The following is an 18,317-nucleotide window of genomic DNA, read 5'->3' on the forward strand; positions in this document are numbered from 1 at the left end:
GACTGTCGCTCAGCCGCTCAATGGCCGTAACCCTGCAGAATTTTGATGTAATTGGCGCGCTCGAAGGCTTTCGGCTCGTGAAGTTTTTGCTGGCTCATGATGCCCCGCGCCGCATCGACCGAGACGAAGTCGCGCGCATCGAGCCACTGCGCAAGACCGTCGATGAGGACGCCGATCTGGCCGGGGCCGTGGCGCAGCAGGGCCGAGGTGGTCATCACCACATCGGCGCCGGCCAGCACGTATTTGACGACCTCGTCGGCGGTCGTCACCCCTGTCGCTGCAGCCAGCGACAGCTTGACCCGCCCCGCCAGCACCGCCAGCCAGAGCAGTGGCAGGCGGATCTCGTTGGGTTCGCTCAGATGCAGGTCGGTGAGCACCTTTAGCGCAACGATGTCGAGATCGGGCTGATAGAACCGGTTGAATAGCACGAGCGCATTGGCCCCGTCGCGTTCCAGTTCCAGCGCCAGATTTCCGATCGCGCTGAAGTAGGGGCTGAGCTTCACCGCCACCGGGATCGTCACCGCGGCGCGGACAGCCCTGAGGACATCGAGATAGCGCTGTTCCACCGCTCGGCCGTCGAGCGTGATGTCGGTGGGGATGAAGTAGACGTTGAGCTCCAGCCCCTGCGCGCCGGCCTGCTCGATCGATCGGGCATAGTCCGTCCAGCCCTCGTCGGTGACGCCGTTGAGGCTGGCGATCAGCGGGACCGCGGTCATCTCGCTCGCGCGCCGGACCAGTTCGAGATAACGGTGCGGCCCGCGCGCCGACTCCGGGAGCGCGGGGAAGTTCGTGCTCGCCTCCGGCCAGCTCTCGTCATGGGCGCCGGTCAGGCGGTCGTGGCGCGAATCCTCCGCCTCGATCTCCTCCTGGAAGAGGGAGGGCAGGACGATCGCGGCCGCGCCCGCATCCTCGAGCTGCCTTATGCCGTCCAGCGTCCCCGTCAGCGGCGAGGACGAGGCCACGACCGGGTTCTTGAGGGCCAGGCCCATGTAGCGCGACGACAGATCCATCAGGCAGCTCCTGTCACGGGCGTCGCGACGCCGGGTCGAAACCGCCCGCCGTCGAGAGCGGCGAGTTCCTCATAACGGCGATATTTGGCGTCCACCCCCGCCTGCGCTTCCAGCAGAAGGGCTGCGGCGTCGGCCGGCATTGTTCGCGCCAGCGACGAGTAGCGGATCTCGTTATAGGCGTAGTCCTTGAAGGCGATCGTCGGCCGAGGCGAGTCCAGCTGGAACGGGCTCAGGCCGACGCTCTGCATCGCCGGATTGAAACGCATCAGCGGCCAGTAGCCGCTGGCGACCGCAAGATCCTGCTGCTTCATGCCAAAGCGCATGTCGATGCCATGGGCAATGCACTGGCTGTAGGCGATGATGAGCGAGGGGCCGTCATAGGCTTCCGCCTCGCGGAAGGCATCGAGCGTCTGCTGCGCATTGGCCCCCATAGCGACCTGCGCGACATAGACATTGCCATAGGCGATCGCCAGCAGTGCCAGATCCTTGCGCGGCACGCGCTTGCCCGCGGCGGCGAACTTCGCCACGGCGCCCAGCGGCGTCGCCTTGGAGGCCTGCCCGCCGGTATTGGAGTAGAGCTCGGTGTTGAGCACCAGAATGTTGACGTTGCGGCCGCTCGCCATGACATGGTCGAGCCCGCCATAGTCGATGTCGTAGGCCCAGCCGTCGCCGCCGACGATCCAGATGCTGCGCCGGACAAGATGGTCGATGACCGACAGGAGATCGCGCGCCTCCTCCGTGTCGATCGCGGCGAGCCTGTCCTTCACATCGGCGACGCGCCGCCTTTGCGTGCGCAGTTCGTGCTCTTCGATCTGGGGCGCGTCGAGCATGGCCTGGACCAGATTGTCGCCGAGCGTCGGCGCAAGCGTCGTCAGCAGCGCGCGGGCCATGGCGAGATGCTTGTCGGCCGCCAGGCGGAAGCCCATGCCGAATTCGGCATTGTCCTCGAAAAGGGAGTTCGACCAGGCCGGGCCGCGACCCTCGTCGTTCTTAGTCCAGGGTGTCACCGGTAGGCTGCCGCCATAGATCGAGGAGCAGCCGGTGGCGTTGGCGATCTGCGCGCGGTCGCCGAAGAGCTGCGATAGAAGCTTGAGATAGGGCGTCTCGCCGCAGCCGGCGCAGGCGCCGGAGAATTCGAACAGGGGCTCGAGATACTGCACGCCGCGAACATTGGCGAAGTCGACCCGCGAGCGATCATTGACCGGCAGCGTCTCGAAGAAGGCCATGCTTGTCCGCTCGGCCTCCAGCAGCGGCGCTTTCTCGGCGAGGTTGATCGCCTTCTTGCCCGGTTCTCGCGGGCTGGTGGCGGGGCAGGCCTCGATGCACAGACCGCAGCCGGTGCAGTCCTCGACATAAAACTGCAGCGTGAAGCGCGCCTCGGGATAGCCGCGCGCATTCACCGGCGCGGATTTGAAGCTCGTGGGAGCATCGACCAGCACCGTCTCGTCATAGGTGCGCGAGCGGATGACACTGTGGGGGCAGACGAAGCTGCACTGGCCGCACTGGATACACAGATCAGTCTCCCAGACCGGCACGAACTCGGCGATGTTGCGCTTCTCGTAAGCGCTGGTGCCGGACGGAAAGGTGCCGTCGGCCGGCATCAGGCTGACGGGGATGTCCTCGCCGCGGCCGACCAGCATCAGCGCCGTGACATCGCGCACGAAGGCAGGTGCATTCGCCGGAACGATGGCGGGGCGGCCACGGAGGCTTGTCGCGGTGGAGGGCACCGCGACCTCGAACAGCACGGCCAGCGTGTCGTCCACCGCCGCGAAGTTCTTGGAGACGACCGCCTCGCCCTTGTGGCCATAGGTCTTCTTGATCGACGCCTTGATCTGCGCGATGGCCTCGTCGCGGGGCAGGACGCCCGAGATGGCGAAGAAGCAGGTCTGCAGCACGGTGTTGGTGCGCACACCTAGCCCGACATCGCGCGCCACCTTCGAGGCGTCGATGACGAAGAGGCGCAGCTTCTTGGCGATGATCTGCTGCTGGACGGGCAGGGGCAATTCGTCCCAGGTTTCGTCCTTGCCAAAGGGACTGTTGAGCAGGAACACCGCGCCGGGCGCGGCGACGCGCAGGACATCCTGCCGTTCGAGGAAGCCGAACTGGTGGCAGGCGACGAAGCTCGCCTGGGAGATCAGATAGGGGGCGTGGATAGGCTCCGGCCCGAAGCGCAGATGCGACACGGTCTGCGCGCCGGATTTGTGTGAGTCATAGACGAAGTAGCCCTGCGCATAGCGGCCGGCATCCTCGGCGATGATCTTGACGCTGTTCTTGTTGGCGCCGACCGTGCCGTCGGCGCCCAACCCGTAGAAGACGGCGCTCGTCCGGTTCTTGGGTTCGATCGAGAACAGCGGATCGACTGTCAGGCTTGTGTGGGAGACATCGTCGTTGATGCCCAGCGTGAAGCCGTTGCGTCCCGAAAAGCGCCCGTCCGCATCGACAAGGCCGAGTTCGTCCAGGGCCGCCTTGGCCATCGCTGGCGTGAAATCCTTCGACGACAGCCCATAGCGACCGCCGATGACGCGCGGCATGGTGGCGCGCGTGCCTGCCGAGAAGCCTTGCGCCAGCGTTGCGATCACGTCGAGATAGAGTGGCTCGCCGACGCCGCCGACCTCCTTGGCCTGTTCCAGCACAGCGATAGTCTCGACGGAGGCAGGAATGGCCGCTAGGAAATGGGACGCCGAGAACGGGCGGTAGAGACGCACCTGAAGGACGCCCACCTTCTCGCCCGTGGCGGCGAGCGCCTTGACGGTTTCGCGCGCGGTTTCGGCACCCGATCCCATCGCGATCAGGATGCGCGTTGCGTCGGATGCGCCTTCATATTCGAACAGTTGATACGCGCGGCCGGTCAGCTCGGCGAAGCGGGCCATCGCCTTGTCTAGGATGCCGGGGACGGCGGCATAATAGGGACTGACCGCCTCGCGCGACTGGAAGAAGGTGTCGGGATTCTGCGCCGTGCCGCGAATGAAGGGATTTTCGGGATTGAGACCCCTGCCGCGATGGGCCCGCACGAGATCGTTCGGGATCATCGCGCGCATGGTGTCGTCGTCGATCAAGTCGAGCGTGTTCAGCTCATGAGAGGTGCGAAACCCGTCGAAGAAATGCATGAAGGGCACGCGCGAAGCCAACGTGGCTGCCTCGCAGACAAGCGCCATGTCGTGCGCCTCCTGCACATTTGCCGAGGAGAGCAGCGCAAAGCCGGTGGTGCGGCAGGCCATGACGTCGGAATGATCGCCGAAGATCGATAGCGCCGACGTCGCCAGCGAACGGGCCGCGACATGGAAGACAGTCGCATTGAGCTCGCCGGCGATCTTGAAGAGGTTGGGCAGCATCAGCATCAGGCCCTGCGACGAGGTGAAGGTCGTCGTCATCGCACCCGATTGCAGCGCGCCATGGACCGCGCCGGCCGCGCCGCCCTCGCTCTGCATCTCCTGCACCACGGGCACGTTGCCCCAGATGTTGGGAAGCTGGTCGGCGGACCATTGGTCCGCCAGTTCCGCCATCGTAGAGGAAGGTGTGATTGGGTAGATCGCGCAGACTTCGCTGACGCGGTAGGCGACGTGGGCGACCGCCGTATTGCCGTCCATGGTCGTGCGCAGGGCGGCCTTCGCGAGCGGGTTTGCCACCGGGACGGCCGGAGCGGCCAAGATGATCTTTGGGTCCGCGTTCATGCCTGCACCATCATCTGTTCGGGGACCATTTCCATGGCGTGGCAGGGGCATTGCTCGACGCAGACCGAGCAGCCCGTGCATGTCTCGAAATTGATCTCGTATCCCTTGGTTGGACCGAGCTTGATGATCGCGTCCTCCGGGCAAGCGGCGAAGCAATTGTCGCATTCGAAGCAGTTGCCGCAGGACAGGCAGCGTTTGGCTTCGTGCAGCGCCTCGGTTTCGCTGAGGCCGGCAACGACCTCTTCGAAGCCCGTCTTGCGGGCACTCAGGGCCAGCTCGGACTGACGCGAGGGTGCGGCATCGGCATAGATCGGCAGGTTGAGCCCGGCATAGGTGATGCCCGGATGCTTTTCGACATCGGCCAGCTTGGTGTCGCGCAGCCAGGCATCGATGTGGCGCGCGGCCTTCTTGCCGTGTCCGGTTGCGATCGTCACCGAGCGCTGGCTCGGCACCATGTCGCCGCCAGCGAAGATGCCCGGCCGCCCCGTCATCATGCCGGCATCGATCTCGACGATGCCGCCGGGCAGATAGGCGATTTCGGGAATGGTCTTCAGAAAGCCGCTCTCGGCCTCCTGGCCCAATGCGAGCACCACCGAATCCGCTTTCAGCGTCTCGAATTCGCCTGTCGGCTGGGGATGGCCGTCCGCGTCCATCCGCATCCGCTCGACGACCATCGTATCAGAACCGATGTCCTTGATCGCGCTCAGCCATTTGAAGGTCACGCCCTCATCGACCGCCTCCTGCGCCTCGAAGGCACGCGCCTCCATGCGCGACTTGTCCATGATGAAGACGACCAGCGCCTCCTCGGCGCCGAGCCTCTTGGCGGTGCGGGCCGCATCCATCGCGGAATTGCCGGCGCCATAGACAACGACGCGGCGGCCAAGCTGCGGCGCCGTGCCGGTCTCGACCTGATGCAGCAGTCCCACCGCGCTGTAGACCCGGGCGGCGTCGCGGGCGGGAATCTCTACGTGATGCGCCTTCTGGGCGCCGATCGCGATGAAGACCGCGTCGAAGCCTCCAGCGGCCTGCTCCGCCAGCAAATCCTTGACCTTGTGGTTGAGCACGATCTTGACGCCGAATGCCTCGATGCGCGCGATCTCGCGCATCAGATCCGCGCGCGGCAGGCGATAGGCCGGGATGCCAAAATGCAGCATCCCGCCCGGCAGCGGACCGGACTCGTGAATTTCGACCTGATGCCCGAGCCGCGTCAGGTGATAGGCCGCCGATAATCCGCTCGGCCCCGCGCCGACGACGAGAACCCGCTTGCCCGACGATGCGGCGGGTTTGGGCATGGTCCAGCCGAGCAGCGACGCCTGGTCGCCCAGAAAGCGCTCGACCGCGTGAATGCTGACCTCGCTGTCGAGATCCTTGCGGTTGCAGCTGGTCTCGCAGGGGTGGTAGCAGACCCGCCCATGCACCGCCGGCATCGGGTTGTCGGCGATGAGGGCCTCCCACGCCGCCCTGAACTTTCCCGCCTGCGCCAGGCTGAGCCAGGCCTGAATGTTTTCCCCGGCCGGACAGGCCGAGTTGCAGGGCGGCAGCAGATCGACATAGACCGGGCGCTGGCTGCGGACGGGACCGGTGCCGTGGGGAAGGGTCAGATCGACCCTTGGCGTCATGTCGCGCGCGAAGACGTTCATCAAACGCCTCCCAGCGCCGGCTGCAAAGGCGGCATCGGCCGATTGAGCGGCGTCGCCAGCGCCGATCCGGTCTCGCGAATAAAGAGCGACAGGATGATCGCGAGCACGATCCCGGCCACGCCGATCACGCCGGCTTTCTGGAAGACCTCGATGCCCAGCACGCCGCCGGCCGACAGCTCCAGCAGGGCCCAGCCATAGATGGGTGCCATCAAGGCGCTTAGCGTGAAGACAAGGAAGTTAATGGCACCGGTCGCGCTGCCCTTCACCTCGTCGGCATTGACCTCCTTGATGATCGTGTAGGGGATCATCGCCGCGCCCGAACCGACGCCCAGCAGGAAACCCGCCAGATAGGGCGGCACGACGCCATGGGGCGCATAGAGGATGACCAGCGACGCTGCTAGCATGACGAGCGCGCCGCCGATCAGGACCGGCTTGCGGCGGCCGTAATGGTCGGCGACGTATCCCAGCAGCGGGCAGCCGACGACCCAGCCCAGCGGCACCATGGCCGCCCGGTTGACGGCTTCTGAATAGTCGATCGACCAGCCCGCCCGCAGGAACGAGACGCCCCAGATCATGTCGCCGATCGTGGTCGGCAGAAACAGGAGGCCGGCCGCGAAGCCGCAGAGATAGGATTGGGGATTGGTCAGCACCGATCTGTAGGGCGTGAACATCGACAGAACCGATTTCTGCGCCGGGGTCTGCACGGGATGTCCGCCGGGCGTCACCACCAGGACGACGATGGCGAGAACGGCCGCGACGGCGCCGCCGATCAACCAGAACTGCTGCCAGCTGAAGGCGCCATGGATCAGCGGCGCGACGACGAACTGGCCCGAGGCGCCACCGAGCATGCCGAAGCATTGGGTGAAGCCGATCGCGGTCGCGAGATACTTCGCCGGAAAACCGCGCGTTGCGAGATAGACCGCGCCGGTGAAGGCGAAAGCGGAACCAGCGCCCTGAAGGAGCCGGCCGGCCTGGGCCGCCGCATTGGACCCGAGACCGAACAGCACCGCGCCGCCGGCCATCAGCACCAGCCCGACCGGGATGACGTAGCGCGCCCCGTAGCGGTCGAAGCAGGCGCCCGAGACGATCGCGAAGGCGGAATAGGTGTAATAATAGAGTCCGATCAGCGCGCTGATCCCCAGCGCCGAGAGCCCGAAGGCCGCCGTGAGTTCGGGCACCATGACGCCGGGCGCCGATCGCAGCGCATATTGCAGGAAGTAGAACAGGACGCAGCAGGCCCAGGCGATTATGTAGGGCGTCTTGGACGGCGCCTCGGCGGGAGGGGAGGGTGTCGTGATGGCCACGCGCGTTCTCCTGCAGATGTCGCTGTGAGCGATCGATGACGGGTCGTGCCCATGCTCTAGCAGCCGGCAGGCCGGCCGATCAGAGTCGGAATCTACGCAGACGGATCAGGTGTTTTGCCGGCGCATGATGTGGCGTGGCGCGTCGCTTTTGTCTGACGCTGTCGCCAAGGGCGAGCGGCTTCAGCAACTCCACGGCTATGAGGTACAGGACCGCGATGGCGCCGACTGCCGCCAGCACGCCGGGCGGCGGCAGGACGAAGCCGAACCACGTGCCGAGAGGCGTGAAGGGCAGCGCCAGGGCGACTAGCAGCGCCGTCAGCGACGTCGCGGCGAGGATCGGGCGCGGCCAATCGGCCCAGGGCCGGCCATTGGTGCGGATGATGAAGATGACGAGGATCTGCGTCGTCATCGACTCGAGGAACCAGGCTGTGCGGAACTCCGCCGGCGAAGCCTCGAAGACCCAGATTAGCATGCCGAAGGTCACCAGATCGAACACGGATGAGAGCAACCCGAGAACGCCGGCGAAACGCAGCAGCCCGCCGATATCCCAGATTTGGGGCTTGGCGGTCGTCTCCGGGCGCACCGTATCGAATGGGATGCCGATTTCGGAGAGGTCGTAGAGCAGGTTGTTGAGCAGGATTTGCGTCGGGAGCATCGGCAGGAAGGGCAGGGCGACCGAGGCCACCGCCATCGAGATCATGTTGCCGAAATTGGAGCTCGCGCCCATCCGGACATATTTCAGGATGTTAGCGAAGGTCCGGCGCCCTTCGTCGATCCCGTCGGCGACCACGGACAGATCGGAATCGAGCAGGATCATGTCGGCGGCCGCTTGGGCGACGCCGGTCGCGCCCTCGACCGAGAGCCCGACATCGGCCGCCCTGAGGGCCGGCGCATCGTTGATGCCGTCGCCGAGATAGCCGACCACCGCACCCCTGGCCTGCAGCGCCTTGATGATCCTGAACTTCTGATCGGGCGCGAGCCGGCCATAGGCATCCACAGACCTCACCTGCACCGCCAGGGCATCATGGCTGAGGCCGGCGATGTCGGCGCCGCTGAGCACCTTCTCGGTGCGCAGTCCGACCAGCCCCGCCAGTCTCCTGACCACGACAGGATCGTCGCCAGACAGTATCTTCACGGAAATACCGGCCGCAGCCAGCCGCGCGATGGCGGCGGCGGCCGTTGCCTTGGGCGGATCGGCGAAGGCGCACAGACCCTCGAACACCAGATCGGATTCGTCATCCACGGTGAGGTCCCGCGCCGCGCCCGACCAGCGCCGCGAGGCGACGGCGATGCTGCGGAGCCCATCCTGAGCCAGCGCGCGCACCTGCGCGATCGCGGCAGCGCGGGCCGCCTCGTCCAATGGTCCGGTTTCTGCCCCCATGCGCCGCAGCGTGCAGCGTTCCAGAATGGCCTCCGGCGCGCCCTTGGCGATGAGCGTGACGCTCCCGGCCCCCGATGCCAGGACGGAGCCGATGCGGCGCGAGAAGTCGAAGGCGCGCCGCCCCGCCAGAGTCGAGCCCTTGGCTGCGTCCGGGCTGCCTTTGATCAGGGCTGCGTCCAGCGCGCCGCGGTCGCCGCCCAGTTCGGCGGCGATGGCTGCGAGCCTCGCGGGGCCTGCGTCGTCGCCGCCGCTTGGATCGAGGCTGCGCGCCAGCGTGATCTCGGCCGCGGTCAACGTGCCGGTCTTGTCGGTGCACAGAACGGTCATCGCGCCGAGATCGTGGATGGCGGCCAGCCGCTTCACGATGACCTTGCGACGCGCCATGCGCATGGCGCCGCGCGACAAGGTCACGGTCGTGATCATCGGCAGAAGCTCCGGCGTCAGGCCAACAGCCAGGGCGACGGCGAAGAGCACTGAATCCAGGACTTCCCGCCCGAGCATCACGCGCGCGGCAAGAACGACGACGACGAGCCCCATCGTGGCGCGCGCGACAACGAGCCCGAACTGGTGCAGATCGCGCTCGAAGGGCGACGGCGTGGCGCCCTGCGCCAGCGCCGCCGCAGCCGAGCCGAACAGCGTCGCCCGCCCCGTACCCACAGCCAGCGCCAGCGCTTCGCCGGTCTGGGCCACGGAGCCTCTGAACAGGGCGTTGGCGGCCTCGGCGGCGCTGGCCGCCGCGCTTGCCCCCGCCCGCTTCTCGACCGGATAGGGCTCGCCGGTCAGCGCCGCTTCGCCGGCGGTGAAGGCGGTGCTTTCAAGGATCAGCGCATCGGCCGGGATGATGTCGCCGGCCCGCACGCGCAAAAGATCGCCCGGCACGACCGTGTCGACATCGACTTGGACGAAGGCGCCGTCGCGCTTGACTTCGGCTTTCAGCGCCACCGAGCGGCGCAGCGCTTCGGCCGCGTTCCGGGCCTGGCCTTCCTGAACCGTATCGAGACCGATCGAGAGCGCGAGGATCGCGACGATGATCGAGCCGCCGACCGTGTCGCCCGTCGCCACCGAGACGATGCCCGCTGCCAGGAGGATCAGCGACAGCGGCTCCAGCATGCGGCGGCAAACGGCGCGAAAACGGCTGTCCGTCTTGGCGGCCGCGTCGCTGTTGGGCCCGTATTGGCGAACGCGCCGCGCAGCTTCATCAGTTGAAAGCCCGCCAGCGCCGCAGGCGAGCGTCGTGCACAACTGATCGGGCGACAAGGTCCAGAAGGTCGCAAGGGCGTCGCCGGAAGCGGGTGGTTCGGGCGTCTTCGCATCCGTCATGGATTTTGCCGATCAGGCTGTGGCGCGCGCGACGCCTTGGCGGGGGATCAGGAGCGAATGGGCTTCATTGGCGATGACCTGCTCCTCATCGGTCGCCATGATGAGAACCGCGACCGTGCTCGCCGCCACGTCGATGCGGGGCTGGTTGGCGGCATTGGCAGTGGCGTCGATCGAGACACCTAGCCAGGCGAGGCGGCTGCAGATGGCCTCCCGGACCGCCGGCTGATGCTCGCCGATGCCGGCAGTGAAGACGATGGCGTCCAGCCCATGCAGCGTATTGGCGAGCGCCGCCACCTCGCGCGACACGCGGAAGGCGAATAGCGCGACCGCCTCCTTCGCTCTGGGGTCGGCGCTGGCGCAGAGCTCCCGGGTGTCGCCGCTGATGCCCGATACCCCAAGCAGGCCGGATTGATGGTAGAGCACGTCCTCGACGCGCTCGATCGACCAGCCGCGCTGCTTGACGAGGTGGATGACGACGCCGGGGTCGAGCGTGCCGCAACGTGTCGCCATCGGCACGCCGTCGAGCGTGGAAAAACTCATCGTGGTGTCGCGGCTGACGCCTCCCTCCAGGGCGCACAGGCTCGCGCCGCTGCCCAGATGCGCCACCACGACCCGCCCCCTGGCGATGTCCGGATAGAGGCGCGCCAGTTCGGACGCGACGAACTGGTAGGACAGCCCATGGAAGCCGAAATGCTTGATGCCCTCGTCGAACAGCGCACGCGGCAAGGCAAAACGGCGGACGACATCGCTCTGGCTGCGATGGAAGGCCGTGTCGAACGAGGCGGTCTGTTGCATCTGCGGCCGCAGATGCGCGACCGCCCTGATCAGGCGGACGCTTTGCGGCTGGTGCAGCGGGTCGAGCGGGACCAGGGCCTCGATCTCGGCCAGCGTCTCGTGGGTGATCAGCGTCGGCCCGGCGAACCGATCGCCGCCATGCACCACCCGATGGCCGGCGCCTGCTATATCGTTCAACCCGAAATGGCGCGTCAGCCAGCCGAGCATCTCGTCGATGATCGCGTGCAGTTCGCCGCCCGGCCTGGCCGACAGCGCGATCTCCGTGGCTTTGCCGTCCTCGACCAGTCGCAGTGCCAGGGGCGCCCGCGACAAATCGATCTCCCCATGTCCCAGCCTGATCGGCCCGTCCGCATGGAGCGCGAAGATGCCAAGCTTGATGGTCGATGAGCCCTGGTTAAACGTCAGCAGGATCGGCGGGCTCACGACGCCGCTCCTGCTGCATCACGGGCGGCGGCGACGATCTTGGCGAGCGCCACGGAGGCCAGGCGGATGTTCATCGAATCCGAGCGGCTGGTCAGGATGATCGGCACGCGGGCGCCGAGCACCAGCCCGGCCGCGTCGGCGCCCGACAGATAGATCAGCTGCTTGGCGAGCATGTTGCCGGCCTCGATATTGGGGACGACGAGGATGTCGGCACGGCCCGCCACAGGGGAGGCGATCGCCTTGATCCGGGCCGAATCCAGGCTGATCGCATTGTCGAAGGCGAGTGGTCCGTCGACGATGGCGCTCGTGATCTGGCCGCGGGCGGCCATCACGGTCAGCGAGGCGGCGTCGAGCGTCGCCGGCATCGCCGGATTGACCATCTCGACGGCCGCCAGAATGGCGACGAGCGGTTCGGCGATGCCGAGATCATGCAGGAAGTCGATGGCACTCTGGCAGATGTCGCGCTTCTGCTCGAGGGTGGGAGCGATGTTGATCACAGCGTCCGTCACCAGCAGCAGCTTGGCATAGGCTGGCACGTCGATGGCATAGACATGGCTGAGACGGCGCTGCGTCCGCAGGCCTGAATCCGATGCGACGATGGCGGCTAGCATTTCGTCGCTGTGCAGGCTGCCCTTCATCAGGGCCGAGACCTCTCCGGCCGCCGCCATCGCGACAGCGCGGGCCGCTGCCGCATGGCTGTGGGCGGCGTTCTCGATGGCGACGTCCCTCAGCGAGAGCCCGGCCTCTGCGGCCAGGGCCTCGATCCGGGCTTGCGGACCCACCAGGACCGGCGCGATCAGCCCCTCGTCGCGCGCCTCGATGGCGGCCTGCAGCGCTTCGATGCTGCAGGGATGGACGACCGCGGTCTTGAGCGGAGGCAGAGCGCGGGCCTGCTTCAGGTAACCGGCGAAACGGGCGTGGCTGTGCAGCGTCACGTCTGGCAAGGGCGTCGGCGGCAGGCAGACGGCGTCGGCCGGCGCGGTCACGATCGCGGTCCCGTTCAGCACCACCTGCCCGGTCTGGTTCGTACAGGTCGTCGACAGCCAAACCCGGCGTGTCTCGACCCATGTCTCGAGAACCGTCACCGTTGCTGTGATGGTGTCACCCGGCGCAACGGCAGCGACGAATTGCAGGTTCTGTTCGCGGTAGATCGTCCCCGGTCCAGGCAACCGCGTGCCCAGCAGCGTCGAGATCAAACCGGCAGACCATAGGCTATGCGCGACGAGATGGCCGAAGCTGTCGGTGCGCGCATAGGCGGCGTCGAGATGGCTGGGATTGATGTCGCCAGACACGATGGCAAACAGCCGCAGATCGTCATCGGTAACCGTCCGCACCAGCGCGGCGCTCTGTCCGATTGTGAGGTCGTCGAAGCGGCAATTCGACAGACGTGCGTTTTCGATCGGCGGCTTGGTCGGCAAGCCCGGTCCGGAATGGGCTTGCGCGCGGTCTGAAGTCAAAGACATCGATGCTCGTCCCAGCTTTTCCGGCAGCTTGATCGCCGCGACCACGCCCTCGCGAGCGCCACCCTAGTGCAGCACCGGGCGGGGCGAGCAGGGGTGGATTCTACCTAGCGTGGCCCGGTCGTCCGCCCGCCGCGGTCCCGGCGTCACGTGGCGATGACCGCCGAAACGGGCCGCCGCGGCGCATAAGGCAGCACAGGCCCATAGCCGAAACGCATCACGAGATCGGGGCGCCGGCCCGGGAAGCCGATCAGCGCAGCCAGCTCCGGCCGCAGGGCCGGGACCTCGACCGGCTGATTGATAAAGGCGGTCTTGAGTCCAAGCGCAGTCGCCTGCAGCGCGAAACGCTGACAGGCGCGGCCGACGGCGACCCAATGCTCAGGATCCTCCCGCCCGCCTATGAACACCGCAAGGCCGGCGGATGTGCGGACTTGCCTTGCATAGGCATCATTCTGCGATTGCGCATTCGACAGCCAGTCGAAGGCGTAAGGCCCGAGCCAGTCGGGAAGCGCGGGGTTGCCGCTCGCGACGCTGTAGAGACCGTCGCCGGTCTCGAGCGCGCGGCGCGGATTGAAACGCAGCCAGGATTTGAGCTCGGTGACGAAGGCCGCATCGGCCATTTGCGCGCTGTTGCCGGCGACGACGAGATCGCGAACGCGGTCCATGCCCGGCCGGTCGGTGATCAGCACCAACGCGACGGTTGGGCTGCCGGCGGTTTCGGCCAGCAGACGCAGGTTGGCCGGGCTGACAGCACGCCCGCCAAATGCGGCGCGGGTGGACTGGCGCAGAGGGATGGCGTCGAAGAGATCCGAAGCCTGCGCCGGCGCCGCCCCATGTGAAAACACAATCGAGCCCCCGCCTGCGGCGTCGAAGACCGCGTCTCCCCGGCACCCTTGCGCCGCCCCGGCCAGGACGAGGTTTTCAGCGGCGCAGCCCAGGCTGACGAACAGGTGGTGATCGTCGGGATCGACCGCCGGCGTGCGACGGGCCAGATCCGGGCTGATCGTGATCAGGTCCGGCGCGACCGTAAAGCGCCATGGCTGCGTGTTGTGGCTGTTAGGCGCCAGCGTCGCATAGCGGATCAGCTCATGCGCATCAGGTCGGGACGACAGCGCTGCCCTGGCGGCCTGGGTCGCGGCAGTATAGTCCGATGCCGATCCCATGCGCGATGCCGACATCCACGCCGCTGCGCCGGCGCCTAGCGCCGCGAGACCACCGCCAATCAGAATATTCCGCCGGTTCATTGTTATCATCAGTTAAGCACCGCCAGCTCACCATCCCCACCGCTGCTATAGCCTGGAGGGTAGGAACGGCTATAAGGCGGCAGCCGAGTGGGCCGCCGGTGGTCACAGTTTTAGTGATAGCCGCCCTCGGCCTTCACCTTGCCTCGAAAGGTCCAGTACACGAAGGCGGTGTAGAATAGGATCATCGGCAGGAGAAAGCTGACCCCGATCAGCACGAAGATGTGCGAGGCCGGCGTCGCCGCCACGTCCCAGATCGTCAGGCTCGGCGGCACGAGATAAGGGTAGTTCGAGATCGCGAGCCCTAGGAAGCACAACACGAAGATCGCTATGGTGAAAGCGAACGGCGTGAACTCGTGTTTGCCGTGCAGCCGTTTCCACGCCATCCAGCCGCAGAACGCCGTCAGCAGCGGGAACGGCAAGAGCCAGACCAGGTTGGAGAACGAGAACCAGCGCTCCGCGATGCGCGGATGGGCATAGGGCGTCCAGAGCGAGACGAGGACGGCGAAGGCGAGCAGGCCGATCAGCAGGGCCTTGGCCTGGCCGCGCGCCCGGTCGGCGACCGACCCTTCGGTCTTGTAGATCAGCCAGGTCGCGCCCAGCAGTGCGTAGCCGACGACGACGCCCGCCCCGCACATCAGCGTGAAGGGCGTGAACCAGTCGAAGGGGCCGCCGGCGAACTGCCTGTCGACGACGGTGATGCCCTGGATCATGCCGCCCAGGATCAGTCCCTGCGAGAACGCGGCCAGCGTCGAGCCGAGCCAGAAGGCGAGGTCCCAGATCTGGTGCTTCGGCTTGGCGACCCAGCGGAACTCGAAGGCGACGCCGCGGAAGATCAGTGCCAGCAGCATCAGCGTCACCGGCAGGTAGAAGGCCGGCATGATGATGGCGTAGGCCGTCGGGAACGCGACCCACAGCCCGCCGCCGCCGAGCACCAGCCAGGTCTCGTTGCCGTCCCAGAACGGCGCGACCGAGTTCATCATCTGGTCGCGTTCGCGCTCGTCCTTCGTTGTCGGGAAGAGGATTGCGATGCCGAGGTCGAAGCCGTCGAGCACGACATAGAGCATTACGGCGGTGCCGATCAGCACGGCCCAGATCACGGGGAGATACCATTCCATAGCGGGTTCTCCTCAGGTCTGGGGCTGGATGCGGTCGTCGCCGGGACGGCCGTCGCCGAACAGGTCGGACGCCGGCGCCTGCGCCGCCTTGAGCGGCCGGCTCGACGGCTGCTCGGGCGGGTCCTCGCTGGTGATCTCGTCCGGCCCCTTGTCGATCAAGCGGTTGATCAGGACGATGCCTGCCGAGAAGACGACGCAGTAGACGCAGACGAACAGCGCCAGCGAAATCGCGACCTGCGCGGTGGTGACCGGCGAGATCGCGTCCTTGGAACGCAGAACGCCGGTGGCGATCCAGGGCTGGCGGCCGACCTCGGTGACGAACCAGCCCGCCAGGATGGCGATGAAGCCCAGCGGCCAAGTGTACTGCGCGACCCAGAGCCAGCGTCTCTCTTCGAAGACGGCGCTTTTCCACCACAGGATCGCGCCGAGCCAGCCGAAGGCGATCATGAACATGCCGATGCCGACCATGATGCGGAACCCGAAGAACGGGATCTTAACCGGCGGGCGATCCTGCACCGCGAAATCGTTTAGGCTCGGAAATAGCGCGTCCATGCTACCATGGGTCATCAGGCTTGCGAGGCCCGGGATCGAAACCTCGAAGCGATTGACGCCTGCAACCTCATCTGGCCAGGCGAAGAGCACCAGTGGGGCGGGCTTAGACGAATCCCAATGCGCCTCGATAGCGGCGAGCTTGGCCGGCTGGTACTTGGCGGTGTCCACGCCGTGGCTATGGCCGATCAGCGCCTGCGCGGGTGCTGTGATCGCGATCATCAAGATCGCCATCCGCACCATCGTCTTCGCCGCCTCGGTGCGGTGGCCGACCATGAGATGGCGCGCGCCGGTCGCCAGCACGACGAAGGCGGTGGTCAGGTAGGCCGCCGTCATCATGTGCATGAAGCGCATCGGGAAGGTGGGATTGAAGATGATCTTCATCCAGTCGAGCGGATAGGCGATGCCGTCGCGCATCTCGTGCCCGGTTGGGAACTGCATCCAGCTGTTGGCGGACAAAATCCAGAAGCCTGAGAGCGCAGTGCCGCACGCCACGATCACCGCCGACAGGAAATGTAGCCAGGGCGGCACGCGCTTCCAGCCGAACAGCATGACACCGAGGAACGACGCCTCGAGGAAGAAGGCGGTCAGCACCTCGTAGCCGATGAGCGGGCCAATGACGTTACCGACCACGACGGAGAAGCGGCTCCAGTTCGTGCCGAACTGATAGGAAAGCACGATGCCAGACACGACGCCCATGGCGAATGAGACCGCGAAGATCTTGGTCCAGAAGCGGGCGAGCAGGTGATATTTCTTGTCGTCGGTCTTCAGCCACATCCCCAGCAGCGTCGCGATATAGGCCGATAGCCCGATCGTAAAGGCCGGGAACACGATGTGGAACGAGATGGTGAAGGCGAACTGGATTCGCGAAAGCAGGAACGCGTCGATCGTCATCGCAAATCTCCGACCGTCTCGGCCTGATCCTCAGCGAGCGCGGCCGCTGCAACGTCGCCGTTTGAACTTATCTCTCCCGGTAGGACGACCGGATAGGTTCGGAATCTACTCACGCGAGTTGAATTGAGCCGTAGAGATCTGCAAGGCGGGGCCGAAGGCAGAGGATGCCGCTCCGCCTGATCCGGAGGGCGCGAGTGGACCTGACGCATCGTCGGGCATTGGCTGGCATGGCCGGGCGTTAGGGAGCGATGAAGGTGGACCGCCGGACCGGGCACAGCGCAACTTCACCGACGAGGACAGCCGCATCCTGCCCGCACGCCGCTTCATGCAGGGCTACAGTGGCCAAATCGCAGTCGATGCCGGCCACCAGATCATCGTGGCCCACCCGATGGTGACCAATTCCTTTTAAGTTCGAGCATAGTTCCTTTATATTTACCGTTAAATTTAAAATCATAACCCAGAAATTTAATATTAAATGATAAAAACGATTGGATCGCGATTTCAAGGAAATATATAATAACCGCGAAAATTGCGATTAAATATCCCTGAGTATTTTCCGATCCTATGCAGTCTCCAAAATGGCATTACTCATAGATGGTAAGTCCTCTTCGCAGTCGGAGCGGTCGGAATTGAAATTTCAGGGTGAACAAGAATCGATGGCGATCAAAGATATCTTGCTGCAGCTCAACAGCTACCCGGACGCCGCGCCCGCCTCGGCGATCGAACAGGGCGTCGCGATCGCGGCGCTTTTGCGGGCCGACATCACGGCGTTGACGTTCGAGTTCGACATCGAGGTGCCTGGAACGATCGTTCCCTTCGGCTTCTTCGATATCGGCAGCCTCATCGATGCGGAGCGCGACAAGAGCGCCGCCAACGCCAAGCTTGGCCTCGACGCCTTCGCGGCGATGGCAACCAAGCGCGGCGTCGTCCATGACCAGATGCGCGAACTGTGCACGACGGCGCGCATCCCAGGCGCCGTGATCGAGCATGCGCGGTTGCGCGACCTAACGATCATTCCGGCCGAGGCTCCCGCGGGCTTCCAGCAATACATCGCCGAATGCGTGATCTTCGGGTCTGGCCGCCCGGTCATCGTCGTGCCAGCCAAGCCGAGCCGCAACTCCCAGGCGCTCGATGCCATCGGCATCGCCTGGGATTTCAGCCGCCCGGCCGCGCGCGCCATCGCCGACGCCATGACGATCCTGCAGGCGGCCAGGACCGTGCGGGCCGTGACCGTGACGCATGAGAAGAGCATCGAAACGCGCCGGTCGGGCCAGGATCTCGCGCGTCACCTGGCCCTGCACGGCGTCACGCTCATCCTCGACGAGGAGGATGCGGCGGGCCGGCCGATTGGTCAGGCACTCGAGAGCTATGCGGACAAGCATGGCCTCGATCTGCTCGTCATGGGCGCCTATGGCCATTGGCGGATGCGGGACTTCTTTCTGGGCGGCGCGACCAAGAGCGTTGTCGGCAATCCGACGCTTCCGATCTTCCTGTCTCACTAGGATGACCGG

11 protein-coding genes and 1 pseudogene are annotated in these 18,317 nt (G+C 65.9%); 2 read left to right on the forward strand and 10 right to left on the reverse strand.

Going from position 1 to position 18,317, the window contains the following annotated elements:
• Positions 1 to 17: 17 nt before the first annotated feature.
• From AXW83_RS04645 to AXW83_RS04690, 10 genes are all read right to left on the reverse strand, one after another.
• Positions 18 to 1,010, reverse strand: coding sequence for a dihydroorotate dehydrogenase-like protein (locus AXW83_RS04645; protein ID WP_066611063.1), 993 nt, complete (start codon positions 1,008 to 1,010; stop codon positions 18 to 20).
• A complete protein-coding gene (gene nifJ, locus AXW83_RS04650; RefSeq protein ID WP_236841814.1) occupies positions 1,010 to 4,681 on the reverse strand; it encodes a pyruvate:ferredoxin (flavodoxin) oxidoreductase in 3,672 nt (1,223 codons plus the stop codon). Before nifJ ends, AXW83_RS04645 begins: the two co-directional genes overlap by 1 nt.
• Positions 4,678 to 6,321, reverse strand: a complete 1,644-nt coding sequence (locus AXW83_RS04655) for an NAD(P)-binding protein (protein WP_236841815.1) — start codon at positions 6,319 to 6,321, stop codon at positions 4,678 to 4,680. The genes nifJ and AXW83_RS04655 overlap by 4 nt, the downstream gene beginning before the upstream one ends.
• Positions 6,321 to 7,625 (reverse strand): MFS transporter, encoded by a 1,305-nt coding sequence (locus tag AXW83_RS04660; protein WP_066611065.1) that lies wholly within the window; start codon positions 7,623 to 7,625, stop codon positions 6,321 to 6,323. Before AXW83_RS04660 ends, AXW83_RS04655 begins: the two co-directional genes overlap by 1 nt.
• Before the next feature lie 79 nt (positions 7,626 to 7,704).
• Positions 7,705 to 10,326, reverse strand: coding sequence for a magnesium-translocating P-type ATPase (gene mgtA, locus AXW83_RS04665; protein ID WP_066611067.1), 2,622 nt, complete (start codon positions 10,324 to 10,326; stop codon positions 7,705 to 7,707).
• A gap of 12 nt (positions 10,327 to 10,338) precedes the next feature.
• Positions 10,339 to 11,544, reverse strand: a complete 1,206-nt coding sequence (locus tag AXW83_RS04670; RefSeq protein ID WP_066611068.1) for an acetate/propionate family kinase — start codon at positions 11,542 to 11,544, stop codon at positions 10,339 to 10,341.
• Complete coding sequence (locus AXW83_RS04675) at positions 11,541 to 13,007, reverse strand: bifunctional enoyl-CoA hydratase/phosphate acetyltransferase (RefSeq protein ID WP_082767457.1); 1,467 nt, start codon at positions 13,005 to 13,007, stop codon at positions 11,541 to 11,543. The genes AXW83_RS04670 and AXW83_RS04675 overlap by 4 nt, the downstream gene beginning before the upstream one ends.
• A 143-nt stretch (positions 13,008 to 13,150) precedes the next feature.
• Positions 13,151 to 14,167, reverse strand: coding sequence for an Acg family FMN-binding oxidoreductase (locus AXW83_RS04680; protein WP_335339338.1), 1,017 nt, complete (start codon positions 14,165 to 14,167; stop codon positions 13,151 to 13,153).
• 191 nt (positions 14,168 to 14,358) lie between these two features.
• Complete coding sequence (gene cydB, locus AXW83_RS04685; RefSeq protein WP_066611074.1) at positions 14,359 to 15,363, reverse strand: cytochrome d ubiquinol oxidase subunit II; 1,005 nt, start codon at positions 15,361 to 15,363, stop codon at positions 14,359 to 14,361.
• A gap of 12 nt (positions 15,364 to 15,375) precedes the next feature.
• Positions 15,376 to 16,806, reverse strand: a complete 1,431-nt coding sequence (locus AXW83_RS04690) for a cytochrome ubiquinol oxidase subunit I (protein WP_066611076.1) — start codon at positions 16,804 to 16,806, stop codon at positions 15,376 to 15,378.
• Between the two features lie 142 nt (positions 16,807 to 16,948).
• Between AXW83_RS04690 and AXW83_RS27730 the strand changes: the two are divergent.
• Both AXW83_RS27730 and AXW83_RS04695 read left to right on the forward strand, forming a co-directional pair.
• Positions 16,949 to 17,209, forward strand: a pseudogene (locus AXW83_RS27730) (IS5/IS1182 family transposase); the annotation flags it as partial.
• Between the two features lie 253 nt (positions 17,210 to 17,462).
• Positions 17,463 to 18,308, forward strand: a complete 846-nt coding sequence (locus AXW83_RS04695) for a universal stress protein (RefSeq protein ID WP_066611078.1) — start codon at positions 17,463 to 17,465, stop codon at positions 18,306 to 18,308.
• Positions 18,309 to 18,317: the final 9 nt, after the last annotated feature.

The organism is Bosea sp. PAMC 26642, assembly GCF_001562255.1.
Taxonomy (GTDB): Bacteria; Pseudomonadota; Alphaproteobacteria; order Rhizobiales; family Beijerinckiaceae; genus Allobosea.